Origin of the sequence: Thermogemmatispora aurantia (genome assembly GCF_008974285.1) — a bacterium.
GTDB lineage: Bacteria > Chloroflexota > Ktedonobacteria > Ktedonobacterales > Ktedonobacteraceae > Thermogemmatispora > Thermogemmatispora aurantia.
Genome location: NZ_BKZV01000009.1, coordinates 66,557 through 89,982 on the forward strand (window position 1 = coordinate 66,557; position 23,426 = coordinate 89,982).

Sequence of the window (23,426 nt, forward strand, 5' to 3'; positions counted from 1 at the left end):
TGGGCCGACGGCCTATCTACCGTACCTACCACGGAGGGAAGAGTGCAACAGGCTTATCGTGCGCTACGTATTCTGGCTGAGGCGCAAACGGTGCGCCTGATGGTGACGCCCGGGCCTTGTGCGCTGCTGCTAGACGAACTGGCGAGTGCCTGTACGGCTCTGCAAAGCGGGAGCGCCGGCCTGACCTGCGTGATCCTCGATTTCGGGGTCTCTCCGCGGCAGGCTGAGGCTGGGATAGGTCTCAGTGAGGCAGGCTGCCTGCCGGGTGGGGGAGAGGCGGCGAAGCTGCGCAATGAAGCTGAGCGTGCGGCTGCGCTTATACGGGCGGTGCCGCAGCCGGTGTTGGCTGTGGTGCGTGAGTCGCTATCGGAGGCGGCCTCGGTGTTGGTGCGGGCTGCCGACCTGGTCCTGATCGCACGAGAGGCCAGCTTTGTGGCCCCGGTCCCAGTCGGCGGAGTGCGTGCTCCCGAGCGCCTATCTGGTGAACAGGCTATGCGCCTGGGCCAGGCCACCTGGTGTACGCCAGCTCGTCAACTTGACAGGCAGCTGGAGGAGGTGCTGGCCCTGCTGCGTCGGAGCAGCGCCACAGCCCTGCGTCAGGCCAAGACCGCGGTACGTCTGGCGCTGCGCTCTCTCCCGCCTGTCGAGGGCCGGCCTTCCTCGCCCTGGTTAGAGCCAGGTAGCTTCTCCCTACCACTGCCCACTGAGGATGAAGATGAAGAGGCCCGTTGTCTGCGCGAGAGCCGCGCGCGCCTGGAGGCGCTCCGCCGCGTCAACAGCTTCTATCTCAGCGAGGTGTCGCGCTCGACGGATGCTCAAGAAGGTCTGCGCGCCTTCTTGGAGAAACGGGCGCCGCGGTGGCAAGACGATCAGGAGTAACTCATGGGAGAGCGAGAAAGCATGACCACAGATCACCACGCTGCTCGGCAGCAGGGTTCATCAGGGCTGCGACCCTGGGTGACGCGTGCCGCCGAGCGTGTATTAGACACTCCCTACCTCAAAGTGCGGCGTGAGGAGGTGCTGCTGCCGGATGGCACCCTGATACCCGACTACTACATTATCGAAAATCGTGGCTGGGTGGGTATTGTTCCCCTGACCTCCGATGGACGCTTCTTGCTCAATCGACAGTACAAACATGGCATAGGGCTGGAGGTGCTCGAGTTTCCCGCCGGCGCCATTGATCCTCATGAAGATGACCCTTTGCTTACAGCCCATCGCGAGCTGATGGAGGAGACGGGCTATAGTGTAGCTGCTGAGAAGATCGAGCTGCTGGCTCATATGTATGCCAATCCCACCGGGGCCCGGACACGCATCTGGTGGTATCTGGCGCGCGATGTCGCAAAGACTGGCGAGCAGAAGGTGGACCCCCGCGAGGTCATAGAAAACTTGCTCGTTACCCCGCGCGAGCTGCTCGCTCTGATCCATAGCGGACAGTTTGCCGTCCAGGGCCAGATTGCCGCCGCCTACATGGCTTTGGAACGCCTGGGCTATCTACGCGCCTCCTTCTAACTAAGTACGCCGCCCCGAGAGCCTGGCCAGATAGGCCAGACTCTCAGCAGGGCCCTGGCCTGTCTTGTGGGCTGGCTCCGCCTGACGCCTCGCCTTACAAAATCTTTACAAAAGATTGCAGGTTTTCTCACCGTCCGGCGCTATGCTCTATATGCTATAACTAGGTGGATACTTCCTACCTGTTAATAGAAGGACAGGACAGGACAGGTGGGTCATGAAAATCCTGATTATAGAAGATGAAAATAACATTGCACAACTCATCCGCCTTTATCTGGAGCAGGCCGGCTATGAGGTAGTCATCGCCGGAGATGGGGCGGCGGGGTTGGAGCTGCACGCGCGCGAGAAGCCCGATCTGGTGATCCTGGACCTGATGCTGCCGGCCCTTGACGGGATGGAGGTCTGTCGGCGCATCCGGGCCTGGGCGGACACACCTATCCTGATGCTGACGGCACGGCAGGGAGAAGAGGATCGCATTGCCGGGCTGGAACTGGGAGCTGATGACTACCTGGTCAAACCGTTCAGCCCGCGCGAAGTCGTCAGCCGGGTGCGAGCCATCTTGCGACGCACCGCCCTGGCTGGGGCCCATCGAGCTGGGGTCGCAGGAGGGAACGGCAGCGAAGGGAGTGTCAGTGAACACCCCCGGCAAGGCAGCGAGCGCGAAGAGCTGCGCTTCCCGGGTCTGGTCATCAACATCCCGGCGCGGCGTGTCGAGGTCAACGGACAGCGTGTCGCCCTGACGGTCAAAGAGTTCGACCTGTTGGTCGTCCTCGCCTCCTCGCCGGAGCGCGTCTTCACGCGTGAGGTCTTGCTCAACAAGGTCTGGGGCTATGACTACCTGGGCGATGGGCGCACGGTCGACGTCCATATTGGCACGCTGCGCAAGAAGATCGAGGCGGTACCCGGGGCACCGCGCAACATCAAGACTGTTTGGGGAGTTGGCTACAAGTTCGAACCAGAGGCGCCCGCATGAATGAACCGGCGACCAGCCCTGCTCAGCTCCCGCCTGCGGCTCAGCCAGAGCGAGCGGCCAGTGTGCTACCTTCCTTAAGTCTGCGCAGCAAGCTGGTGCTCAGCTACCTGGCGGTCGCTCTGGGGGCGATCGTCGTGCTCGCCGTTGCCGTTATTGCGGCTGTTTATAACTACTACTACACGGCCCAGATTCGGCAGTTGCAGGATGCTGCTCAGACCTATGCCCGCGGCATTGAGGACTTCTACACCTACCAGCTCGGTGGGCACTGGGGTCCCTTTTCGCTGCGTTTCCCCGTACCTGCGCTCCTGGTCATTGTTGATCAGAATGGCCATCAGCTCCTCTGTAATCCGCCTGCCGGCTTTAATAGCCAGTTCTGCTCTGAGGCGGCCATTGCCCAGTCGGCGGCCCAGGCTTTGCAGGGCAACGAGGTCGACGGGCATCTGGAGAGCAGCGGTTTCAAGGGATTGTATGTCAGTGTCCCGCTCTACGACGCGAACGGCAATCATCAGCTCATTGGAGCCTTGCTGATTGCCCAGCCGGAAGCCTCGCCGCAGCGCTTTCTCAGCAATGTGACGCAGGCCATCCTGCTGGCTGGCCTGCTCATTGGGGTCGCCGTCGTCCTCTTCAGCCTGCTGCTGGCGCGCCGCTTGACCCGTCCGCTGGAGTCGTTGACTGCCGCGGTAGAGCGTATGAAGGAGGGCGACTACTCGCAGCGCGTTGATCCGCCCCCGGTTCAAGATGAGCTGGGACGGCTGGCCCAGACCTTCAATGCCATGGCCGATCGTATTGAGGCCGACGTGGCAGAGCTACGCCGCCAGGACCAGATCCGGCGCGATATGATTGCCAATATCGCTCATGATCTGGCTACGCCGCTGACGGCCATTCAGGGCTTCAGCGAGGCCCTGGCCGATGAGGTCATTCAGGAGCCAGGCGCACGCAAGGATACAGCGCAGCTGATCGCGCGCGAGGTTCAGCGCTTGCGTCGCCTGGTGGCCGATATTCAGCATATGACCTTGCTGGAATCGGGGCGAGCGCGTCTCGATCTGGCGCCGCTCGACCTGGCGGTGCTTGTCGATGAGACGCTGGCAGTCATCGAGCCTGAGTGCGCGCAGGCTGGCATTACGCTGCAGAACACGATTGACCCGCGGACGCCGCCGGTCCTGGCCGATAGCGACCGCATTACCCAGGTACTGCTCAATCTCATCGATAATGCGCGCCGCCATACGCCTGCTGGAGGAACCATCACGGTGGGAGCCAGGCGCCTGGGGCGCATGCTGGAGGTCTGGATACGCGATACGGGCGTGGGCATCGATCCGATCGACCTGCCTCACATTTTTGAGCGCTTCTATCGTGCCGATCGGGCGCGCAGCGGAGGTCGTGGGGGGAGTGGCCTGGGCTTGACCATTGTGAAGGCCATCGTGACAGCCCACGGTGGGACGGTGGCAGCCGAGAGCACGCCGGGTAAGGGAACGTGCATTCGCTTTACCCTGCCGTTGGCCCCTAACCAGGAGCAGCAGGGGGGCCCTGTAGAGTCAAGGCCGGGGGGCGAACGCCGAGATAAAAGTGGGAAGCTCTTGCCCCCAACCTGGGGATATAATACATAGAAGAGCCACCAGGGTCCGGCACGGTGTGACGACGCAGAGAGGCAGCACACCTGCTCACGTGGACCTGCCCGGCAGCAATCGCTGCGCTGAGCCAGGCCTGGCGTTCCAGGACGTACCGCAGCTGCTGAAGCCGGCCATGCCGTGCCGGAGACCGTGGGGCCTCGTCAACTGCTGAGACCAGACTCAAGCAGGAAGCAACGCTTACAAGCAGAGAGAGCAGAAAGGAGCGCCTCACTCATGGCGATCGATCCAAGCCTGATCGGCAAAACCTCGGCTCCCCAGACCTTCGCAGTGACCGAGGAAGCGGTGCGACGCTTTATGGAAGCGACCGGCGATCCAGCGTTGGAGCGCCAGACGCCGCTCGTCTATGCCCCTCCAACCTTCCCGACAACGTTCCGGGTCCGCCCTCCAGAGCTGCAGATCGATCCCTCGCAGATGCAGCTGCTGCATGGCGAGCAGAGCTATAGCTATCAGCGACGTCTGCGCATTGGGGAGCAGGTGACCTGCGTGGCCCGCGTGGCCGATGTGCGTGAGCGCAGTGGGCGCTCCGGCCCCATGACCTTTGTGATTCTGGAGACCGAAGGGCGCGATGCTAACGGCCAGCTGCTCTTTACGGCACAAGGTACCTTGATTGTGCGTACGAAAAAGCACGGCTAACCGTTGACAAATCTCAGGGGTCAGTATACAATACAATGCGGAATCTATGAGAGATGCCCTCGTGGCGGAATGGTATACGCAGCAGGTTGAGGGCCTGTGCCCGTAAGGGCGTGGTGGTTCGAGTCCACTCGAGGGCACCCTCATGAGCGCTGCTCATATCCGCCTGGCGAGCGGCACAAGATTGAGCGGCGCCGCTCGCCAGCGGATGCTGAGTTTCCTTCTCTCCTTTTCTCTTCTTTCTTGCTTGCTCGACTGCTGAAAAAGCAGGCATAACGATGCCCTCGTGGCGGAATGGTATACGCAGCAGGTTGAGGGCCTGTGCCCGTAAGGGCGTGGTGGTTCGAGTCCACTCGAGGGCACCGCAATGATGGTGGTCGGAAGAGGCGGCGAGACTGGTCCGCCTCTTCCGCCTTCCTTGTCGGCTCAGCTCGGTAGAGACGAGCCTCATGGGCGACTAGCTCAGTTGGGTAGAGCGGCTGCTTTACACGCAGTAGGTCAGGGGTTCGAGTCCCTTGTCGCCCACTCCCCTTGTTCTCCTTTCAGTCTTCCCCTTCAGGCTGCTATCGTCTGGCTGGCCTTGCCTCTTGTCTTCAGCTTGCACCTGAGCCTGACGCGCCTGTTGCTTGCTGCGCCTGATCCCAGTGGTCGCTCTCTACCCGCTTCAGCGAACAAGCAGCCTGGGCTGCTCAGCCTGCAGCTCTCCAGAGCGGCCCTGCTCGCCGGGCGCGAGGAGCTGTTAGCGTGCTACATTGTCAGGTGAGCAAGCGGACGCTATCATTCATCATAGCAGCGCAAGCGAGCGAAGCCGCGTCCGTGACTGTTCTGTCAGCAGTATGGGGTGTCAGCCGGTCTTTCCGTCCAGTATCGTGCACTTTCGTCTCGTGTGGGGGGAGCTTTTCCCTCCGCTCGCCGGGATCTGGCGTGGCGTTCTTTCTTTTCTGTCTATCCAGCGGGGCGGTGCGATCGAACTCAGGCGAGCCGGAGAGCTGGCTGATAGCTTCCGCTGACGGAGAGAAGCAACTGAGCAAGGTTGCTCAAGACAAAGGAGGCGAAACGTGAGTATCACGCATGGTGGCTGGCTGGTTGCCAGGATTCTCAAGCGCGAGGGCGTTGAAGTAGTCTTCACGCTGAGTGGGGGGCATATCGCGGCCATCTACGATGGCTGTGTCCGTGAAGGCATTCGCGTCGTCGATACCCGTCACGAGCAAGCGGCAGTCCATGCTGCCGAGGGCTGGGCCAAGTGCACGCGTCGGCCAGGAGTAGCCTTATTAACTGCCGGTCCTGGGGTCACCGATGGAGTGACCGGTGTGGCCAATGCCTATCTGGCGGGCAGCCCTGTGCTGGTCATCGGCGGAGCGGCGCCGCTGAGCCTGTGGGATCGCGGTGCCTTGCAAGAGATGAACCAGATTGACCTGCTACGTCCCATTACCAAATGGGCGCGCACCGTTCATGAAACCGGTCGCATTGCGGAGTATGTGGCCGCCGCCTTTCGCCAGATGCTCAACGGCAAGCCTGGCCCGGTCTTTCTAGAGATCCCAATGGATGTGCTCAACAACCTGGCCGACACTGACAATGTGACAGACCCCGGCGAGCCAAGCAGTTACCGCCCGGCTGGTCCCGTGCAGCCTACACCGGACCAGGTGGAGAGAGCTGCTGCTCTCCTGGAGCAGGCTGAGCGCCCGGTCATCATGGCCGGGAGCGCCGTCTGGTGGTGCGATGGGGCCGAAGCCTTGCGTGAGCTGGCCGAACGCATTCAGGCCCCGGTCTATCTCAATGGGGCCGGACGGGGATGCCTGCCGCCCACTCACCCGCTCTTCTTCAGCGCCTCGCGACGCAAGGCTCTGGAGGGCGCCGACACTATTCTCGCCATTGGGACGCGTATGGACTTCCGCCTCAATCATGGACGACCGCCGCTCATCCCTGTCGAGGCGCGCTTGATCTGGTTCGACCTCGCGGGTGAGGATATCGGGGTCAATCGCGGGGCCGAGGTGGGGCTGGTGGGCGATGTCGGCATAGCCATGCGTCAGGTGGCGGCGGCCAGCAAGCCATACAATGGTGAGCGCGCCTGGCTGCGCTTCATTCGCGAAGAGGAAGCCCGAGCCTGGGAACGCGACGCGGCGGCCCTCAACTCCGACGCGGTACCCATTCATCCAATGCGCCTCTGTAAGGAGATCCGCGACTTCATCGACGAAGAGACCACGGTCATCGGCGATGGAGGCGACATCGTCAGCTATGGCGGGCGAGTGATCAATGTCTATCGCCCTGGCTATTGGCTGGATGCCGGCCCAATGGGCACGCTCGGCACCGGCACCGGCTTCGCTATGGCGGCTCAGCTGGCGCGCCCAGGCAAGCGCGTGCTGATCCTGCATGGAGACGGGGCTTTCGGTTTGAATGGCATGGAGTTCGAGAGCATGGTGCGCCACAAGCTGCCTGTGGTTTCAGTGATTGGCAACGATGGGGCCTGGGGCCAGATCAAACATCCCCAGAAAGCGCTGATTGGCCACGCCACAGCGGCGGAGCTGGCACCGGGTATCCGCTACGATAAGATGGTGGAGGCGTTGGGCGGCTACGGCGAGCTGGTGGAGCGTCCCGAGGAGATCCGCCCGGCCTTAGAGCGGGCTTTCGCCTCGGGCTTGCCGGCCTGCATCAATGTGCTGATTGACCCCGATAAGCCCTACAGCCGTTCAACCAATGTCGCGGTCTAACCTGCCTCGCCTCTCTCTGGCCTACGCTGTGCTGGTGGCGCTGTGGCGCTGACCAGCGGCGGAAGCGCTGGCGCTAACTCAAAGGCTGGCGACAAGATCAGTAAGAGAAAGCAGCGGCGGAGACAATGCCAGTCAGACTCTCACTGAACCGGCGTGTCTCCGTCGCTCTGCCTCGTGCATGTTGAGGAGGCGGACAGGCGGGCGCAGCCCAGGCCGTGGCTGGTGGCGACCCCTTTGCTCCCCCTTCAAGTCGGGGAAGGACCAGCCTGCCAGGCGGGCGCGCCTCGCCTGTAAAAGATACTCCTCTTGTTGTGAGCGCTCTGTTTGGGAGACGGACGAATCCTAATCCTTGCTTCTCTCGGACTGGCCTCTACCTCTTTTTCTTTTTCTCTCCGGCTTAGCAGACCGCCTTGCGCTGCAACGCGGGCGGCTAGCTACGCGAGCCGGCGGTAGGGCCTCCAGGTCCTCTCTTATGCCTATCTCTATGCAGCCTATCTCTGTGCTGCCTGTCGAGCTGAGTTAGGCGTCGGCCTGGACCCGATTAGGGCTGGCAGGACCATTCACGCCAGGTGAACCCGTCACGCGCGAAGACCTCGTAAGCAGCGCGGATGTTAGCCGCCGCGTTGTAGGGCGAATAGGCCGCCTGCGAGGTAGTGGCCCAGGTACTCGGCAGGAACTGGAAGAGACCCGCCGCTCCAGATGAGCTGTTGGTGGCATACGGGTTCAAGCTCGACTCACACTGGGCAACGCTTAGCGCCTGCGCTCCATAGGAGCCGAAGACCTGGTAGATCATCTGCGGGATCGAGCCGCTGACACTCTGCGAGGCGGTCGAGGCCTGGCTGCTCTGAGTGACCTGGCTCTGGACGCTCACCGAGGTCGCGTTGCTGCTCCCCTGTCCAGGAATGCATACTTGCTGACCCGGGAAGATCAGGTTCGGGTTGGGAATGTGGTTATAGGAAGCAAGTGTCTGCCAGCTGGTTCCGTAACGCAGGGCGATCCCACTCAAAGTGTCGCCTGAGACAACAGTGTAGCAGCCGCTGGCTGCCTGGGCGTGCGCCCCCTGGCTGCTCAGAGTGAACAGGGCACCAGCCAGCGCCAGGGCCAGCATGAGGCTGGCGGCAAACTTCTTGAAGAGACGACCTCCATTGTTCTGCTGTTCGCACTTACGAATGTCCGTATGTAGTAACTGCATGTAACCCCTTCTGACTAAACCTACAAGTCTCCCCAAACAGCGGCCTCCGACAGGCCAGATAGCTGTTGTGACCGACCAGACTCGTGTTGCTCTCCATCAGGGCGAGCAGACGAAGCAGGCCAGCCCGGCAACCCGCCGGAAGCTCTGGCGTTCCCGCAGGTCACAAAGATGCTCCCTTTGGGAAGCAGCCGACCGATGTGGGAACACGCATATGATAGCATGAGCTAAATTGGGACATGCAAATACAATTTGAAACATAGCCAAAACTGGCTATTGTAGTGTTAAAGCAAGCATGCGGAAGAATGATGGGGAGACTATAGATGATGGGCCGACTATTTATGCAGAAGCTAAGGAGCAGGAAAAACCTGGATTATCAACGAACGGGGAGGGGGGAGCGTTTCAGGCTCGCGGCTACTGGTACTGGGCTGGTGCTGCCGAGGCTGCTCAGATCACAAATAAGCGCGGGCCTCGGTCGCTTTGAAGCCGGCGTAGATCTGGCTGCCCTCCTGCAGCTCCAGGCGCTGGAGCGACTCTTCTGTGATCTCAGCGGTGAGAGGAGGGAGAGTGGGATCGATCTCGATGCTCACGCGCACGCGTCCATCGTGAGTCGGGCTATGGCCGGCGCTCAACGGCAAGATCTGCACAATTTCGCCGGAGAAGATGTTGCGGGCTGAGCCTTCGGGTGGCGTGCGATAGAGCGTAATGCTGCGGGGGTCAATCACCACGCACGCCTCCTGGGCATCGCTGGCGCGCGCTATCTCACCCTCGTCCAGAACGGCGCTCACCAGCAGGGGGCGGCTGCCGCTGTTGATGGCCAGGGTACAGAGGGAGCTGGCCTCCCGAGCCACCAGGTGCCCGCGCAGGAAATTCAGTCCCACCAGCTCAGCGATGTAAGCCGAGCGCGGACGCTCCAACAGCTCGCGTCGGCTGCCTTGCTGGATGACCTGGCCGTTGTCAAGGACCAGGATCTGGTCGCCGAAGAGCAGGGCCTCCAGGTGGTTATGGGTCACAAAGATCGTCGTAATCCCGATCTCGCCCAGCAGACGGCGCAACTCCTGGCGCACCTCGCGCTGAGTCTGTACATCGAGGGCGGCCAGTGGTTCGTCGAGCAAGAGCAGGCGTGGCTGCAGCACGAGGGCGCGAGCCAGCGCAACCCGCTGTTGCTGTCCCCCCGAGAGCTGAGCTGGGCGGCGTGCGGCCAGGCCGCTGAGGCGCATCTGCTCGATGGCGGCCTCCGTGCGCCGGCGCACTTCCTGACCACGCAGGCCCTGGGCTCGCAGTCCGAAGGCGATGTTTTCAAAGACCGTCAGGTGCGGAAAGAGCAGGTAGTCCTGGAAGACGTAGCCAATAGGCCGCTCCTGGGGAGGGACAAAAATATCGCGCTCGCCATCGAAGTAGCAGACGCCGTCAAGGATCATCTGCCCACGTGCAGGACGCAGCAGGCCGGCCAGCAGGCGCAGAACCGTCGATTTGCCGGCCCCGCTCTCGCCGAGTAAGACAGTGGTGCGGCCAGCCTCCGCTTGCAAGGTGAGCTGCAGGTGAAAGTGGCTCGCCTGCTCTGATGATGAGCGCCGGCCTGGCTGGCCCGCGAGATCAGCCTCGAACGTAGCGGTCAACATACCTGTAGGTAAGTATAGGCCAGGGTCTGCTGTTCTGCAAGCCTTCAGCTCCCTTGTTCTCGGCGGGCAGAGCAGCGAACGCGGGTGGGCGGAGTGGAAGGCCAGATCCTCTGGCAGGGAAGGTTTCAGGAGATGCATGTGGTGTGAGACACAATATTGACTTTCTTCTGGTTCAACGAAGAAAATCGATAAGAATCGCCCTATTGTAATGAGAAGATGAGCCGATAATGAAAAGTAGAGAGAGGGAGCGTCCGAAGTGTCCAGTGTGCCGCTGCCACTTCTCTCCTCTCCTGAACCTGTGCCTCCCGCGTCTCTCGACCAGCCCGATCCGATCCCCCAGGACGCTCCCCTCGCTCTTCGCGGGAAGGGGCCAAACAGCCCCTTCCCGCTTTGTTATGGCTACCGAGAGAGACCGCTAGGGCCGGTGCCTGATGGGTTTGGGATAGCCAAGCTCTTCCGGCGTCACCTGGAGCACCCCGCAGACCAACCGCAGGTGGGATTCTCGCGGGCATTGCTCTCCCCGTTCCCAGCGAGCGACGGTGCTGACATCCGGTGCTTTCCGGCTCTGACCACTTTCACTGGCAAACTTGTCCATCTGATCGACAAATTTCTCGCGTGTGAAACCACGCTCCTGACGCTTTTGCCGCAGTCTTTGGCCAAAGCGCTTCAGTACTTCTTCTGTATCTTTCATGTTTTTCCTCCTTATGGAGGTAAAAATTACAAATGCCAATATTAAAATAAAAATGAATACAGGAGGTGGGATGACTAAAACATATGTTCCAGTCTGGCATGATGTTCATCATCCTGATGACAATGCTGTTCACATTGTGGATACCAAATTGTCACATGAAAACGACAACTTGGTATCGTGATGGGGGAATCCTATAGCAGACGGAGGGTTTTTTACAGTGCGTTTTAGCGCGGCAGTTCGATGATGAACCAAAGGGCGAGCAGCGATCTTTTTATTAGTGTAGTCACGGCTCTACTGTTCTGGCTTCAGTGGCTCACTGAGTGAGTGTTTCTCAACTTATTATGGAGGGCTATTTTGGCTGTAATTCGGTAGGGGGGGTGAGATTGGGAGAAAGGTACCGGGTAAGAGAGACAGAAGAGAGGGGGAGCGAGGAGGAGCAGCCAGCGGGGCAGCTGACCAGAGGAGGCCGGCGGTGGTTTCGGTTTCACGGAGCTTCACATGGCTCATATGAGCTATCTCACAGCTGTTCTTGTCGAGCCATGTTATGCTAATCCTGCAGCGGGGACGAGCGCAGTCCCTTACACGAGGAGAAAGCCCATGCTGAAGCGCTTTCATCTGCCCAAGCGGCCCAGAGATCCGAAGCAATCACCCTGGCCTCATTGCCATCGAAGCACGGCCTTTAGCATCATTCTGCTGTTGTTCTGTCTAAGTCTGGTAGCTTGTGCCTCTCCTTTTGGTGGAGGGAGCCAGGCCACGCCGACCGCTGGAGCCGGGACCCCGGCAGCCGGGGGTGTGACCCCCACTGCCTCGCCGGTGGTCCTCCTTGGTCCCCGTCCCTGTCCCACAGCAGTGCAGTCGCCCGCCTACTGGAGCGGCATCGTCCACGCCGTTGCTGGCGTTACCAGCGTCACGCGCGTCCAATGTGGCAACCTCATGGGCACGCCGCAGCTGCAGGCCCTGGTCACCGTGGCCCATCAGGGAGGGCACGCTGTTGACGTCCACGTCTACACCGACATCGCCAACCCCAACCCGCAGCAGATCTTTGAACTGCTCAACCTCTATGACGGCGATGCGGTCATCAGCGGCTACAATACTGTGCTCACCGCCGAAGTCGACCAGAACTCGGCCCTCAACCGGGGACGCGGCCCGGGCAACTATCAGCGTGACCTTTTCCGAGAATTCAAATGGTCTGATGCTCAGCAAACCCTGGTCCAAATCGCCTTTCCGGGCTTCTTCCCTGATCTGACGCGCTATCAGGCCGAAGCTGATCAGGCGGCAGTCAATCAGGGGCATGATCCCTGGAAGCTTGACGCCGTCAAAGTGGCCCAGGCTCTGGCTGCCTCATCCGCCTTCTTCAACTGGGGAGCGGATGCGCCGGCCCGCCTCATTAGTGGCGGTGGCCAGCACGATCTCAACGCCGTCGTCGAGGTCAAGAGTCCCCATCCTGGTGGCGGCACCATCCGCGTCAGCATGAGCCGGCTGGAGTCCAACACCAATGGAGGCATCTGGGAAGTGACCGAGGTCAGCAGTCCCACGCTCTCCATCAGCGCCCCTGCCGCCCTGGCCCGGCTGCACAGTCCCACGACTGTTACGGGAAGAGGCAACGCCTTTGAGGGCGTCATTGGTAGCTTACGCCTACTGGATCATCTCTACGACCAGGTGGGTCAGGCCCAGGTGCGTGGCGCCAGTGGTAATGGCTCCACGACCTTCTCGACTAGCCTCACCTACACGACTGACTTCAGTGCTGGGGCCCAGGAGGGCTTGCTCATGCTCTCCACGCCGAGCCAGGCCGATGGCTCGATCGCCACAGGCACTCTCGTCAAAGTGCTGCTCACCTGACAAATAAGGAGCACTCCCGACTGATCCACGAGGAGAGGAGCGGAGCGGGGCGGCGCGGCGCCAGCGGCCTGACTCCTCTCCCGGCTTGACCAGAAGCGCCCTGTCCATTGCTCTCCCGCCTGATCAGCTGCTGGTAGTCGCGAGCCGTCAGCTCTTCCTCCCCGAGTAGCAACAGATTGCCCTATTGATTGGAATAAAACAAGCCACCTCGACCGTTACTAATAAGAGAAGAGACTTTGTTGAGTATGTCGCTCAACAAAATCAAAAATATTTCAGGCAGCAACATGGAGGAGATTGATGGCAGAAAACAAAGGCTATGCCCATCCAGAAGTGCTGGTAGATGCTGACTGGGTTGAGGCGCATCTCAACGATCCCAAAGTACGCCTCATTGAAGTGGATGTTGACACCAGCGCTTATGAGCAGGGTCACATTCCCGGCGCCGTTGGCTTCAACTGGCAGAAGGAGCTGCAGGACCAGGTCATTCGTGCGCCCATTAATAAGGAGCAGCTGGAGGAGCTGCTCAGCCGGGCGGGTGTTAGTAACGACACCACGATTGTGCTTTACGGAGACAACAACAACTGGTTTGCGGCCTGGGCCTTCTGGCTGCTCACATACTACGGGCACAAAGATGTGCGCCTGCTGGACGGAGGGCGAGCCAAGTGGGTAGCCGAGAAACGGCCCCTGACCACCGAAGTGCCGAGCTATCCACGTACTGAGTATCGGGCCGAGGAGCCGCATCGCGAGGTCCGGGCCTTGCGCGATGAGGTCCTTAGCAAACTGGGGAACAGCCAGGTGGCCCTGGTTGATGTGCGCTCCCCTGGCGAATACAAGGGTGAGCTGCTGGCGCCGCCCAACCTGCCGCAGGAAGGGGCCCAGCGTGGTGGACATATTCCGGGCGCCAAAAACATCCCCTGGGCCAGCGCGGTGCGCGAGGACGGTACCTTTAAGTCTGCAGACGAACTGCGTGCCATCTATGAAAGTCAGGGCATCACTGGGGACAAAGAAGTTATTGCTTACTGCCGCATTGGTGAGCGCAGCAGCCACACCTGGTTCGCTCTACGCTACCTGCTGGGCTATCCCAACGTGCGCAACTATGATGGTTCCTGGACCGAGTGGGGGAGCCTGATCGGCGTGCCCATCGAAAAATAAGGCCAGACAAACAGCTAACACACGTCCCTCCTGTATCCAGAGCCGGGGCCGTGGGGGGTCCGTCGCAGCCTGGTGGCGGTCTCACCGCGGCCCCACCTTTTTCTCTTCTCCGTTGCCTCTCCTCGTCTCCCTTTGCCCTCGATTGAGGGAAGAAAAGTCTTTCCATTCACTTATTGTTCCTTCTGTCATCATAGCAATGGGAAGAAGTGGCAGCGGGAGCGGGCGCGGCGCAGCGAGCCGGCTAGCACCGGTCTAAGTGTTTGACAGCCTGGACATGCTGTGCTACCATACAAACTGAAGTAGTGTATAAATGACACCAGGTACCAGCGCCGGTACCCGTGACAACGCGCAGAGTATTTACCGAAAATAAAGGATATCCACGATGGGCGATCCTCTCCCCATTTTTCTCATGGTGGCGCTGGCGCTCCTCTTTGGCCTGCTGGTCATGGCGGCCACAGCGATTCTGGGGCCGAAGAAGCCGACACCGGAGAAGCTGGCGCCCTATGAATGTGGCATACAGGAGATTCAGGCGCCGAAGCGGCGCTTTCCTGTCAAATATCTCCTGACAGGGATGCTTTTTATTGCCTTTGATATTGAAATTGTCTCATTGTATCCCCTGGCCGTCCTCTTAAAGGATCAGCTGAAGACGCTGGGCCTGATCGAGCTGCTCATCTTCTTCGTGATCCTGATGATCGGCTACATTTACGTCTGGCGAAAAGGGGCATTCACATGGGAATAACCAATCCCTGGGAACCGGTACAGACCTTTTCCAACACGCAGACGCCGCGTCGTCCGCGCCAGTTGCCGATGCGCACTGGCGAATTTGGCATTTTGACGACGCAGGTCAGCAAGCTTATCGAGTGGGGGCGAAGCTCATCGCTGTGGCCGGCGCTTTTCGGGCTAGCCTGCTGCGCCATCGAGATGATGGCCACCAGCGCCGACCGCTTTGACATTGCGCGCTTTGGGGCCGAGGTCTATCGGGCCTCGCCGCGCCAGGCCGACCTGATGATCGTCGCGGGCCGCTGCTCGATCAAGATGGCCCCTGTGCTGCGCCAGATCTACGATCAGATGCCTGAACCCAAGTGGGTGATTGCGATGGGGGCTTGTGCTTCCTGCGGCGGCGTCTTCAACAACTATGCTATTGTCCAGGGTGTGGATAAGATTGTCCCGGTCGATGTCTACATCCCGGGCTGCCCGCCCACGCCCGATATGCTGCTCTATGGCTTTAACGAGCTGCAGCGTAAGATTCGCGAAGGCATCCCGAATCCTCCCGACCCGCTCAAGGAGAGCGGCCTGAAACTGCTTGGCCCCACCGAGGAGCGGCCAGGCTGAGAGAGGGAGACCGCTCCTCCCTGGTTCGCTCTTCGCTCGCTACTCGCCTGGCAGCTCGGAGCCGGCGGGAGGCGGGAGCGCCGCGAGGGCGAGAAAGAGAGCAAGGCGCGTAGGTAGAGGGGTGGAGCGGGAGAATGGGAGCAGTGCGGGGAAAGCGAGGCGAAAGAAAGAGCGATCATGGATACATTTGCCGAGGCTGCCGTAGCAGCCCTACGCGAGCATTTCCCCCAGGCGGTGGTGGAAACCGTCGAGCACCGTGGTGAGCTGACGGTCGTCCTGACCACCGAGCACCTGGTCGCTGTCTGTGACTATCTTAAGCGGCACCATCAGTATACCTTTCTCTCAACGATCACCGCTGTCGACTGGCTGGAGCGCGTGCCCCGCTACGATGTGGTGTATCAGTTGCTCTCGCTGCCGCGGCGCAGCACGCTCGCGCTCAAGGTGCGCGTGGGTGGCAAGCGTGAGGAGCATCCCCAGGTGCCATCGGTGACCGGTGTCTGGCCGGCGGCGAACTGGTATGAGCGCGAGGTCTATGATCTGTTTGGCATCATCTTTACTCATCATCCCGACCTGCGCCGCATTCTGATGCCGAGCAACTGGACCACTCACCCGTTGCGCAAGGATTATCCGCTGACCGGCTTCGATCTGCCTGAACCACACTGGGGCGGTCAGGTTCCCTACGACGTGGACCCCGGCGTTGGCCGCCAGACCCTCCGTACTCCCCAGGGCCGCGAGCTGAACGAGAGTCGCAGCGCCTTTACTACGAACCCAGAGCCGGGTACCCCGCGAGCGTGAGCACTTTACCGGCTGCTTTTGCCTGATCTGCTCTGCTGCTCTGCCTGCCTGGCTGGTCCGCTCTTCCTCCGTCCGCCGGACGTGGGAGTGGGTGGATGGATGGATGGATAGAAGAGAGAAGAGGGAGCAACAAGGCTGGCTTCCCGCCCCTCAGCTACGGGAATCGTATGGGCGTGGAAGCTGTAGTCTGCTTGCCTTCTTGCCTGTTGAATGCGCACAGGGACGGGCCTGACCTGCTTCAGCTCGCGCTCTCTGTCAGTTTGATCTCTGTGCGCTGCTTACCAAGCGCAGAGACGATCGCAGGGCGGACTGCTGTGCAGTGCAGCGTCGGAGCCTCTGCCTGAGCGAGTGCGCAGGCGGAAGGGGGAGGACCAATACAATACGGAAAGATAAAAAAAGATGAAGAAGGATAGCGACGACTCTGGTCGGTCAGAGCCGTGCAAGCGACGAGAGCGGCAGAGAGCGAGCGCTGCCCCGGTTTCAGGCAGGGCCTGAGCTGGTTGGTGCAGTGCAAGCAGGGCAGGATCTGGGCGCGCTTTTGCTGGTTGATCCGCTTGCTTCAGAAGTGCAACGGCTGACATGCAGCGATGAGGGCTTGCTTATGCAACAGGAGCTAGAAACGCGCTATACCATCGAAGAAGGCCAGGTAACCGAGAGCGGTCAGCGCCAGGATACCATGACCATCAATATGGGGCCGCAGCACCCGAGTACTCACGGTGTGCTTCGCCTGCTGCTGACCATCGAGGGCGAAACGGTGGTCAAGGCTGAGCCGGATATTGGCTATTTGCATACCGGCATCGAGAAGACCGCCGAGTCGAAGTCCTACCATCAGGCCCTGGTGCTGACAGATCGCATGGACTATCTGGCCCCGCTGTGCAATAACCTGGGCTATTCGCTGGCGGTAGAGAAGTTGCTGGGGATCGAGGACGAAATCACCGATAAAATTAAATATGCACGTGTACTGCTGGCTGAGCTGCAGCGCATCGCCAGCCACCTGGTCTGGCTGGGCACCAGTGCGCTCGACCTGGGAGCGATGAGCGTCTTCCTCTACTGCTTCCGCGAGCGCGAGCTGATCCTGGATGTCTTTGAGTATGTCTCGGGCGTACGCATGATGACCAGCTATATCTGCCCTGGCGGCCTGCAGGCCGATTTGCCGCCTGGTTTCGACGAGAAGGTCCGTGCCTTCACGCGCGTCTTCCCCGATCGTCTGGCTGAGTATCATGATCTGCTGACCAATAACCCGCTCTGGCTGGAGCGTACCAAAGGAGTGGCAGTCTTGAGCAAGGAGGATGCCATTGCCTATGCCACTAGCGGCCCAACCCTGCGCGGCAGCGGCATTGCCTGGGACATCCGCAAAGCCTTTCCCTACAGCGGCTACGACCAGTTCGACTTTGAGATCCCGGTCGGCAGCAACGGCGACGTTTACGACCGCTACATGGTGCGCATGCTGGAGATGGAGCAGAGCCTGCGCATTGTCAATCAGGCCCTGGAGGGCATGCCGCCCGGTCGCTATCGCGTGGCCAATCCGAAGGTGGCGCCGCCGCCCAAGTGGCAGATCACCGGCAGCATGGAGGCGCTGATCCATCACTTCAAGCTTTACACCGAGGGCTATCGTCCGCCCGCCGGCGAGGTCTATGTGCGCACAGAGTCGCCCAAGGGCGAGCTGGGTTTCTTTATCGTCAGTGATGGTTCGGCCCGACCCTACCGCATGCATGTGCGCGCGCCTTCCTTTGCGAATCTGCAGGCGCTGCCAAAGATGATTCAGGGAAACCTGCTCTCGGACGTGGTGGCTGCCATCGGGAGCATCGATATTGTGCTCGGTGAGGTTGATCGATGATTTCAGAACAGGCGAAGCAGCGCATGCGCGAGCTGGCGGCTCGCTATCCGGTGGCCCGCTCCGCCGTGATGCCGGCGCTCTACATTGCGCAGGCCGAGGAAGGCTACGTCTCCCGCGCGGCCCTGGAGGCGGTGGCGGAGGTCTTGAACATGACGGTCGACGATGTCGAGAGCGTCGCCACCTTCTATACAATGTACTATCAGCGCCCGCCCGGCAAGAAGGTCATCAAGGTCTGCAATAGCATTTCCTGCTACCTGCGTGGCTGCGACGCGCTGATCGAGCAGCTCGAGCGCCGCCTGCGTATCAAGCGAGGCGAGACCAGTCCAGATGGCCGCTATACCCTGTTGACGGTGGAGTGCCTGGCCTCCTGTGGCACAGCCCCGGTGCTCCAGGTCAACGATGAGTTCGTCGAGAATCTGACGCCTGAGCTGGTCGATCGCCTGGTGGATCAGTGGGAAGCTGAGTTTCAGGCTGAGGGCCAGAGCCAGGGTCGGAGCCCAGCAGGCGCCGGCGGCTGCTGACGGACGTGCTGGCCTATGTTGTGCTGGAGTGAAGGAAGCGTGCTATGCCAGAGCTGATTATCACGAAACATATCGATGTACCCGGTATCGATCGCCTCAGCGTCTACCGCCAGTACGGTGGCTATGAAGCCCTGGAGAAGGCGCTGCGCGAATACCAGCCCGAGGAGATCGTTGAGCTGGTCAAGAAGTCTGGTCTGCGTGGACGCGGCGGAGCTGGTTTCCCAACCGGCATGAAGTGGGGCTTTCTGGCCAAGAACGAGCCGCGTTATCTCTGCTGCAACTGCGATGAAAGCGAGCCAGGCACCTTCAAGGATCGCATGCTGATGGAGAAGAATCCCCATCAGCTGGTCGAGGGGGTCATTATTACCAGCTATGCCTGCCGCGTCTCGACGGCCTTTATCTATGTGCGCGGCGAGCTGGCCTACGCTGCCCGCCAGGTGCAGCGGGCGGTCGATGAAGCTTATGCCGCCGGCTACATCGGCAAGAATATCCTGGGCAGCGGCTATAGCCTGGACGTGATCGTTCACCGCGGAGCCGGGGCCTATATCTGCGGCGAGGAGAGTGCGCTGATGGAGTCGCTGGAGGGGCGCCGTGGCTATCCTCGTCTCAAGCCGCCCTTCCCGGCGGCGGTCGGCCTCTACGGCGGGCCAACGGTGATCAATAACTGTGAGACCCTCTCGACGGTGCCCGCCATTGTGCGCAACGGGGCCGACTGGTACGCCTCCTTCGGCACGGAGAAGAGCAAGGGGACGCGCATCTTCTGCCTGAGCGGCCATGTCAAGAAGCCGGGCAACTATGAGCTGCCCCTGGGGACGCCCCTGCGTACCCTGATCTACGACGAGCAGTACGGCGGCGGCATCCTCGGCGACAAGCAGCTCAAGGCGGTGATCCCCGGCGGCTCCTCAACCTTCATCCTGGGGGCCGATAAGATCGATACTCCCCTGGACTTCGAGTCGGTGGCGGCGGCTGGCTCGATGCTCGGCTCCGGCGGCGTCATTGTGATGCATGAGGATACCTGCATCGTCGATGCCGTCCTGAGGATGACCGAGTTCTATCGCGATGAGTCCTGCGGAAAGTGCACGCCCTGCCGCGAGGGCACCTATTGGCTGGTGCAGCTACTAGAGCGTATCGAGCACGGCCATGGGAAAATGAGCGATATCGATCTCTTGCTGGATATTTGCGATAACATCAGCGGCAAGTCATTCTGCCCGCTGGGCGATGCAGCGACCTCTTCGATCACGAGCAGTATCAAGCTGTTCCGCGAGGAGTACGAATATCACGTGCGCGAGGGATGCTGCATGGTAGGACCGAAGGCGCGCAAGCCGGCTGCTGCCGCGCTCTAGGCTGGCGTGGCTGGCAGTGGCTTGTGGGCGGCGTTCCTGCGTGAAGGATAGAAAAAGCTATGGCTGAAGAGGCAAAAAACGACGGACTTGTCCATCTGACTATCGATGGTATTCCGGTGGCCGTCCCCCCCGGGACGCTGGTCTGGGCGGCGGCAAAGCAGGCGGGCATCGAAATCCCTATCTATTGTTATCATCCCAAGATGCCCCCGCTTGGGGCCTGTCGCATGTGCTTTGTCGAGATCGAGAAGATGCCCAAGCCCCCGCAGACGGCCTGCACGACGCCGGTCAGCGAGGGCATGGTCGTCCATACGAAGACGGAAAAGGTGCTCAAGGCGCGTCGTGGTACGCTGGAGTTCCTGCTGATCAACCACCCGCTGGACTGCCCGATCTGCGATAAGGGTGGCGAGTGCGATCTGCAGGATTTCACCCTGCGCCACGGTCCGGGGGCGACGCGCTTCGATCTGCGCAAGCGTCATTATCCGAAGCCGATTCCGGTCAGCGATCGCGTACTGCTCGATCGCGAGCGCTGCATTCTCTGCCAGCGCTGCACGCGCTTCTGCTCCGAGATTTCGATGGATAACGGCCTGGTCATGATCAACCGCGGCTATCGCATGGAGGTCGGTACGGCTCCGGGCCAGGCTTTCGATTCGATCTTCTCGGGCAACACCGTGGAGATCTGTCCGGTCGGCGCCCTGACCTCGGCGAAGTATCGCTTTAAGGCCCGCCCCTGGGAGCTGAAGCGCATCCCCAGTGTCTGCAATAACTGCAGCGTGGGCTGCAACGTGCGCATCGATGTGCGCGTCGACAAGATCATGCGCCAGATGTCGCGCTGCAACGATGATATCGATGACGGCTGGCTGTGCGACCGCGGGCGCTGGGACTTCGATTATGTCAACGATGCGCAGCGTCTGCGCACGCCGCTGGTGCGTCGGCAGCCGGGCGGAGTCCTTGAGCCGGCGGGCTGGGGCGAAGCTCTGGGGATGATCGCCGAGCGCCTGCGCACTATCAAGGAGCGTTATGGCGCCAGCGCCATCGGCGGTATTGGCTCAACGCGCACCACCAATGAGGAGGCCTATCTCTTCCAGAAGCTGCTGCGCGAGGCTCTGGGCACGCCCAACGTCGATCACCATCATGGCTTCTTCCCGGGTCTGCGCGATCCGCTCACCGAGCGCCCCTGGATGCTGACGACGGCCATCGCCGACTTTGAACGAGCCTCGCATATTGTCCTGGTGGCCTCCGATCCCTACGAGCGCCAGCCCATTCTGAACCTGCGCATCAAGAAGGCCCTCAAGGCCGGAGCCAGAATTTACGTTGTCAACGAAAGCCCGACCGAGCTGGATCGCCTGGCGACGCGAGTCATTCGTCTGCCGCAGCACGGAGCGGGAGCGGCGGCGCGCCTGCTGCTGGAGGCCGCTCTGCGCCAGGAGAATCTGCGCAACCCGAGCGAGGAAGTGCGGACCCGCGTTCTGGGAACGCCCCAGGAGACGCGACAGGCCGAGGCGCTTTGTGGTGCCGAGACGACTGCTGCCCTGCGCGAGCTGGCGCGCGAGATCGCAGCGGCGCCGGCAGCCCTCATCCTCTACGATGAGATGGCTACGCTGGCTCCTGGCTGTGCTAACCTGGCCCCTGACCTGCAGGCCCTGGCGGTGATTACCGGCAATATCGACCGGCCTGGCGCCGGCGTGGGACCGCTCTTCGAAGATGCCAATTCGCTGGGGGCGCGTGACATGGGTCTGCTACCCGATAGTCTGCCTGGCTATCGCCCGGCCTCGCCGGCGGGTCTGAGCTATCAGGAGATGCTCACCAGCGATGCGGTCAAAGCTCTCTACATCATGGGAGCCAATCCGGCGCGCCATCTGGCCGATGGCAATCTACGCCGGGGTAAGGAGTTCATTGTCGTCCAGGAGATCCTGCTGACCGAGTCGGCTCAGCAGGCCGATGTGGTCCTGCCGGCCCTGAGCTACGCCGAGAAGGACGGCAGCATGACCAACGTCGACCACCATGTGCAGGCCATTCGCCGGGCTTTGCGACCTCTACCGGGAGCGCGGGCCGACTGGGAGATCCTGATGGATCTGGCGGCTCTGCTTGGCCACCCCTGGAGCTATGAGGGGCCCGAGGATGTGCTCCTGGAGATTGCGGCCCAGCATCCGCTCTACCAGGGCCTGACCTGGGAGGGTCTGGGCCTGCAGGGTGTGCGCACGGGCGAAGTGGAGGTGGCCCATGCCTGATACTACCCCTACCTGGCTGCTCGTTGTCGCCTCGCTTGTCAAGAGTGCCATTCTAATCGTCATCCTGTTGACGATCTTCGCCTACATGACGTGGATCGAGCGGCGGGTCGTCGCGCGCATTCAGGGACGCCTGGGGCCGAATCGCGCCGGCCCCTTTGGGGCCTTGCAGCCGCTGGCCGACGCTATCAAGATGGCCTTCAAGGAGCAGATCATTCCAGCCCAGGCATACAAGGCCATCTACTTGATCGCGCCGGTGATCTCGGTCGTGGTAGCCCTCAGCGCTTTCGCCGTGGTGCCGATCGGCAATAGCTGGACGCCAGGCCACCCAAGCGTCTGGGACCCGTGGGTTGGCGATATCAACGTTGGCCTGCTCTGGATTCTCTCGATCTCATCGCTGGCAGTCTACGGCATCGTGCTCGGCGGCTGGTCCTCGGGCAACCGCTATTCGCTGCTCGGCTCGCTGCGCAGCGCGGCTCAGATGATTTCCTATGAGACCAGCCTGGGGCTTGCCCTCAGTGGTACACTGATGTGGGCCGGCACCCTGAGCATGGTCAGTATTGTCCGGCAGCAGACACTGCAGGGTCAGGGGATCTGGTTCATTGTGGCTCAGCCCCTTGGCTTCCTGATCTACATCATTGCCGCCGTGGCTGAGGTCAACCGCGCCCCGTTCGATCTGCCGGAGGCCGAGCAGGAGCTGACCGCCGGCTACCTGACGGAGTACAGCGGCCTGCGCTGGAGCCTCTATCAGATGGCCGAGTATATCAATATGATCACGGTCAGCTCGGTGGCGACAACCCTCTTCTTTGGTGGCTGGAGCTTCTTCGGGCTGGAGCGCATTCCGGGGCTTTCGATCGTGATCTTCGCGGTCAAGGTGGCCTTTTTCCTCTTCCTCTTTATCTGGTTGCGCGCCACGCTGCCGCGCATTCGCTACGACCGCTTGATGCGCCTGGGATGGCAGTTCCTGCTACCGCTGGCGGTTCTGAACGCGGTGGTGACCGCAGCCTGCGTGGCTCTGGGTCTGCCGTGGTGGGTCAATGGCCTGATCGGCCTGGCGATCATTGTGGCTGTGCTGGCTATTACCTGGCAGCGCAGTCGCCAGACGCGCTTTGCCATTAGCAAAACCGGGGCTGAGCTGTTGCCTCCTTCGGTGCGCCTGGTGAAGTCGATCGAGCCTGAACTGGGACTGGTCAATGGCGGCGAGACGGCGGTGGCGGGCGTTGAGAGACAACAGGCCCTGCTGCAGGATGGCCGCGTCCAGGTCTGAAGCGGCGAGCAGCGGACCGACCCGGTAAAGAAGAGCAGAGAGGGGCTCGGGAGTTGCCAGGCGTGAAGAGGGGAGGGTGTGAGGAGATGAGCTGAAAGAGGCAGGAGATAGGGGAGCCTGGCAGCTCCTTCGAAGCCTGCGAGTGAGAGTGAGAGAGTGAGAGAGTGAAGA

The 23,426-nt window shown here is 61.2% G+C and carries 19 protein-coding genes and 3 tRNA genes; 19 read left to right on the forward strand and 3 right to left on the reverse strand.

From position 1 onward, the window contains the following. The first annotated feature begins 42 nt into the window (after positions 1–42). The 9 genes from KTAU_RS20255 to KTAU_RS20295 all read left to right on the forward strand — a co-directional run bounded on the left by KTAU_RS20255 (position 43) and on the right by KTAU_RS20295 (position 7,445). Positions 43–879 (forward strand): Clp protease/crotonase-like domain-containing protein, encoded by an 837-nt coding sequence (locus tag KTAU_RS20255; RefSeq protein WP_151730060.1) that lies wholly within the window; start codon positions 43–45, stop codon positions 877–879. A gap of 3 nt (positions 880–882) precedes the next feature. Continuing rightward, the gene (locus tag KTAU_RS20260) at positions 883–1,509 is read left to right on the forward strand and encodes an NUDIX hydrolase (protein WP_151730061.1); all 627 of its coding nucleotides are present in this window, start codon (positions 883–885) and stop codon (positions 1,507–1,509) included. 214 nt (positions 1,510–1,723) lie between these two features. Beyond that, complete coding sequence (locus tag KTAU_RS20265) at positions 1,724–2,479, forward strand: response regulator (protein ID WP_151730062.1); 756 nt, start codon at positions 1,724–1,726, stop codon at positions 2,477–2,479. Next, positions 2,476–4,083 (forward strand): sensor histidine kinase, encoded by a 1,608-nt coding sequence (locus tag KTAU_RS20270; RefSeq protein WP_151730063.1) that lies wholly within the window; start codon positions 2,476–2,478, stop codon positions 4,081–4,083. Before KTAU_RS20265 ends, KTAU_RS20270 begins: the two co-directional genes overlap by 4 nt. A gap of 237 nt (positions 4,084–4,320) precedes the next feature. Further along, positions 4,321–4,740 (forward strand): FAS1-like dehydratase domain-containing protein, encoded by a 420-nt coding sequence (locus KTAU_RS20275; protein WP_151730064.1) that lies wholly within the window; start codon positions 4,321–4,323, stop codon positions 4,738–4,740. A 55-nt stretch (positions 4,741–4,795) separates the two neighbouring features. Continuing rightward, positions 4,796–4,877 (forward strand) — tRNA-Leu (locus KTAU_RS20280). A 140-nt stretch (positions 4,878–5,017) separates the two neighbouring features. Beyond that, positions 5,018–5,099, forward strand: a tRNA-Leu gene (locus KTAU_RS20285). An 89-nt stretch (positions 5,100–5,188) separates the two neighbouring features. Continuing rightward, a tRNA-Val gene (locus KTAU_RS20290) sits at positions 5,189–5,262 on the forward strand. A 533-nt stretch (positions 5,263–5,795) separates the two neighbouring features. After that, positions 5,796–7,445, forward strand: coding sequence for an acetolactate synthase (locus tag KTAU_RS20295; RefSeq protein WP_151730065.1), 1,650 nt, complete (start codon positions 5,796–5,798; stop codon positions 7,443–7,445). A 541-nt stretch (positions 7,446–7,986) separates the two neighbouring features. Here the strand turns inward: KTAU_RS20295 and KTAU_RS22105 are convergent. The 3 genes from KTAU_RS22105 to KTAU_RS20310 all read right to left on the reverse strand — a co-directional run bounded on the left by KTAU_RS22105 (position 7,987) and on the right by KTAU_RS20310 (position 10,947). Next, on the reverse strand, positions 7,987–8,637 hold the full coding sequence (locus KTAU_RS22105) for a LysM peptidoglycan-binding domain-containing protein (protein WP_151730066.1): 651 nt from the start codon (positions 8,635–8,637) through the stop codon (positions 7,987–7,989). A 449-nt stretch (positions 8,638–9,086) separates the two neighbouring features. Then, positions 9,087–10,256: an ABC transporter ATP-binding protein gene (locus KTAU_RS20305; RefSeq protein ID WP_170293458.1), complete on the reverse strand. Its 1,170-nt coding sequence runs from the start codon at positions 10,254–10,256 to the stop codon at positions 9,087–9,089. Between the two features lie 415 nt (positions 10,257–10,671). Beyond that, positions 10,672–10,947, reverse strand: a complete 276-nt coding sequence (locus tag KTAU_RS20310; protein ID WP_151730068.1) for a helix-turn-helix domain-containing protein — start codon at positions 10,945–10,947, stop codon at positions 10,672–10,674. Positions 10,948–11,544: 597 nt separating this feature from the next. On the opposite strand from KTAU_RS20310, the gene KTAU_RS20315 reads away from it, so the two are divergent. From KTAU_RS20315 to nuoH, 10 genes are all read left to right on the forward strand, one after another. Further along, on the forward strand, positions 11,545–12,786 hold the full coding sequence (locus KTAU_RS20315; protein ID WP_170293459.1) for a Gmad2 immunoglobulin-like domain-containing protein: 1,242 nt from the start codon (positions 11,545–11,547) through the stop codon (positions 12,784–12,786). 297 nt (positions 12,787–13,083) lie between these two features. Then, entirely contained in the window at positions 13,084–13,935 is an 852-nt protein-coding gene (locus KTAU_RS20320; RefSeq protein ID WP_151730070.1) for a sulfurtransferase, read from the forward strand. A gap of 382 nt (positions 13,936–14,317) precedes the next feature. Further along, the gene (locus KTAU_RS20325; RefSeq protein ID WP_112431675.1) at positions 14,318–14,674 is read left to right on the forward strand and encodes an NADH-quinone oxidoreductase subunit A; all 357 of its coding nucleotides are present in this window, start codon (positions 14,318–14,320) and stop codon (positions 14,672–14,674) included. 68 nt (positions 14,675–14,742) lie between these two features. Further along, on the forward strand, positions 14,743–15,267 hold the full coding sequence (locus KTAU_RS20330; protein ID WP_174844084.1) for an NADH-quinone oxidoreductase subunit B: 525 nt from the start codon (positions 14,743–14,745) through the stop codon (positions 15,265–15,267). Positions 15,268–15,444: 177 nt separating this feature from the next. Further along, the gene (locus tag KTAU_RS20335; RefSeq protein ID WP_151730071.1) at positions 15,445–16,062 is read left to right on the forward strand and encodes an NADH-quinone oxidoreductase subunit C; all 618 of its coding nucleotides are present in this window, start codon (positions 15,445–15,447) and stop codon (positions 16,060–16,062) included. 676 nt (positions 16,063–16,738) lie between these two features. Next, complete coding sequence (nuoD, locus tag KTAU_RS20340; RefSeq protein ID WP_353739787.1) at positions 16,739–17,899, forward strand: NADH dehydrogenase (quinone) subunit D; 1,161 nt, start codon at positions 16,739–16,741, stop codon at positions 17,897–17,899. Continuing rightward, positions 17,896–18,420, forward strand: coding sequence for an NADH-quinone oxidoreductase subunit NuoE (nuoE, locus tag KTAU_RS20345; protein ID WP_151730073.1), 525 nt, complete (start codon positions 17,896–17,898; stop codon positions 18,418–18,420). The genes nuoD and nuoE overlap by 4 nt, the downstream gene beginning before the upstream one ends. A 44-nt stretch (positions 18,421–18,464) precedes the next feature. Further along, positions 18,465–19,763, forward strand: coding sequence for an NADH-quinone oxidoreductase subunit NuoF (gene nuoF / locus KTAU_RS20350; RefSeq protein WP_151730074.1), 1,299 nt, complete (start codon positions 18,465–18,467; stop codon positions 19,761–19,763). A 59-nt stretch (positions 19,764–19,822) separates the two neighbouring features. Next, complete coding sequence (gene nuoG / locus KTAU_RS20355; RefSeq protein WP_151730075.1) at positions 19,823–21,991, forward strand: NADH-quinone oxidoreductase subunit NuoG; 2,169 nt, start codon at positions 19,823–19,825, stop codon at positions 21,989–21,991. Further along, positions 21,984–23,255, forward strand: a complete 1,272-nt coding sequence (gene nuoH / locus KTAU_RS20360) for an NADH-quinone oxidoreductase subunit NuoH (protein WP_151730076.1) — start codon at positions 21,984–21,986, stop codon at positions 23,253–23,255. The genes nuoG and nuoH overlap by 8 nt, the downstream gene beginning before the upstream one ends. Positions 23,256–23,426: the final 171 nt, after the last annotated feature.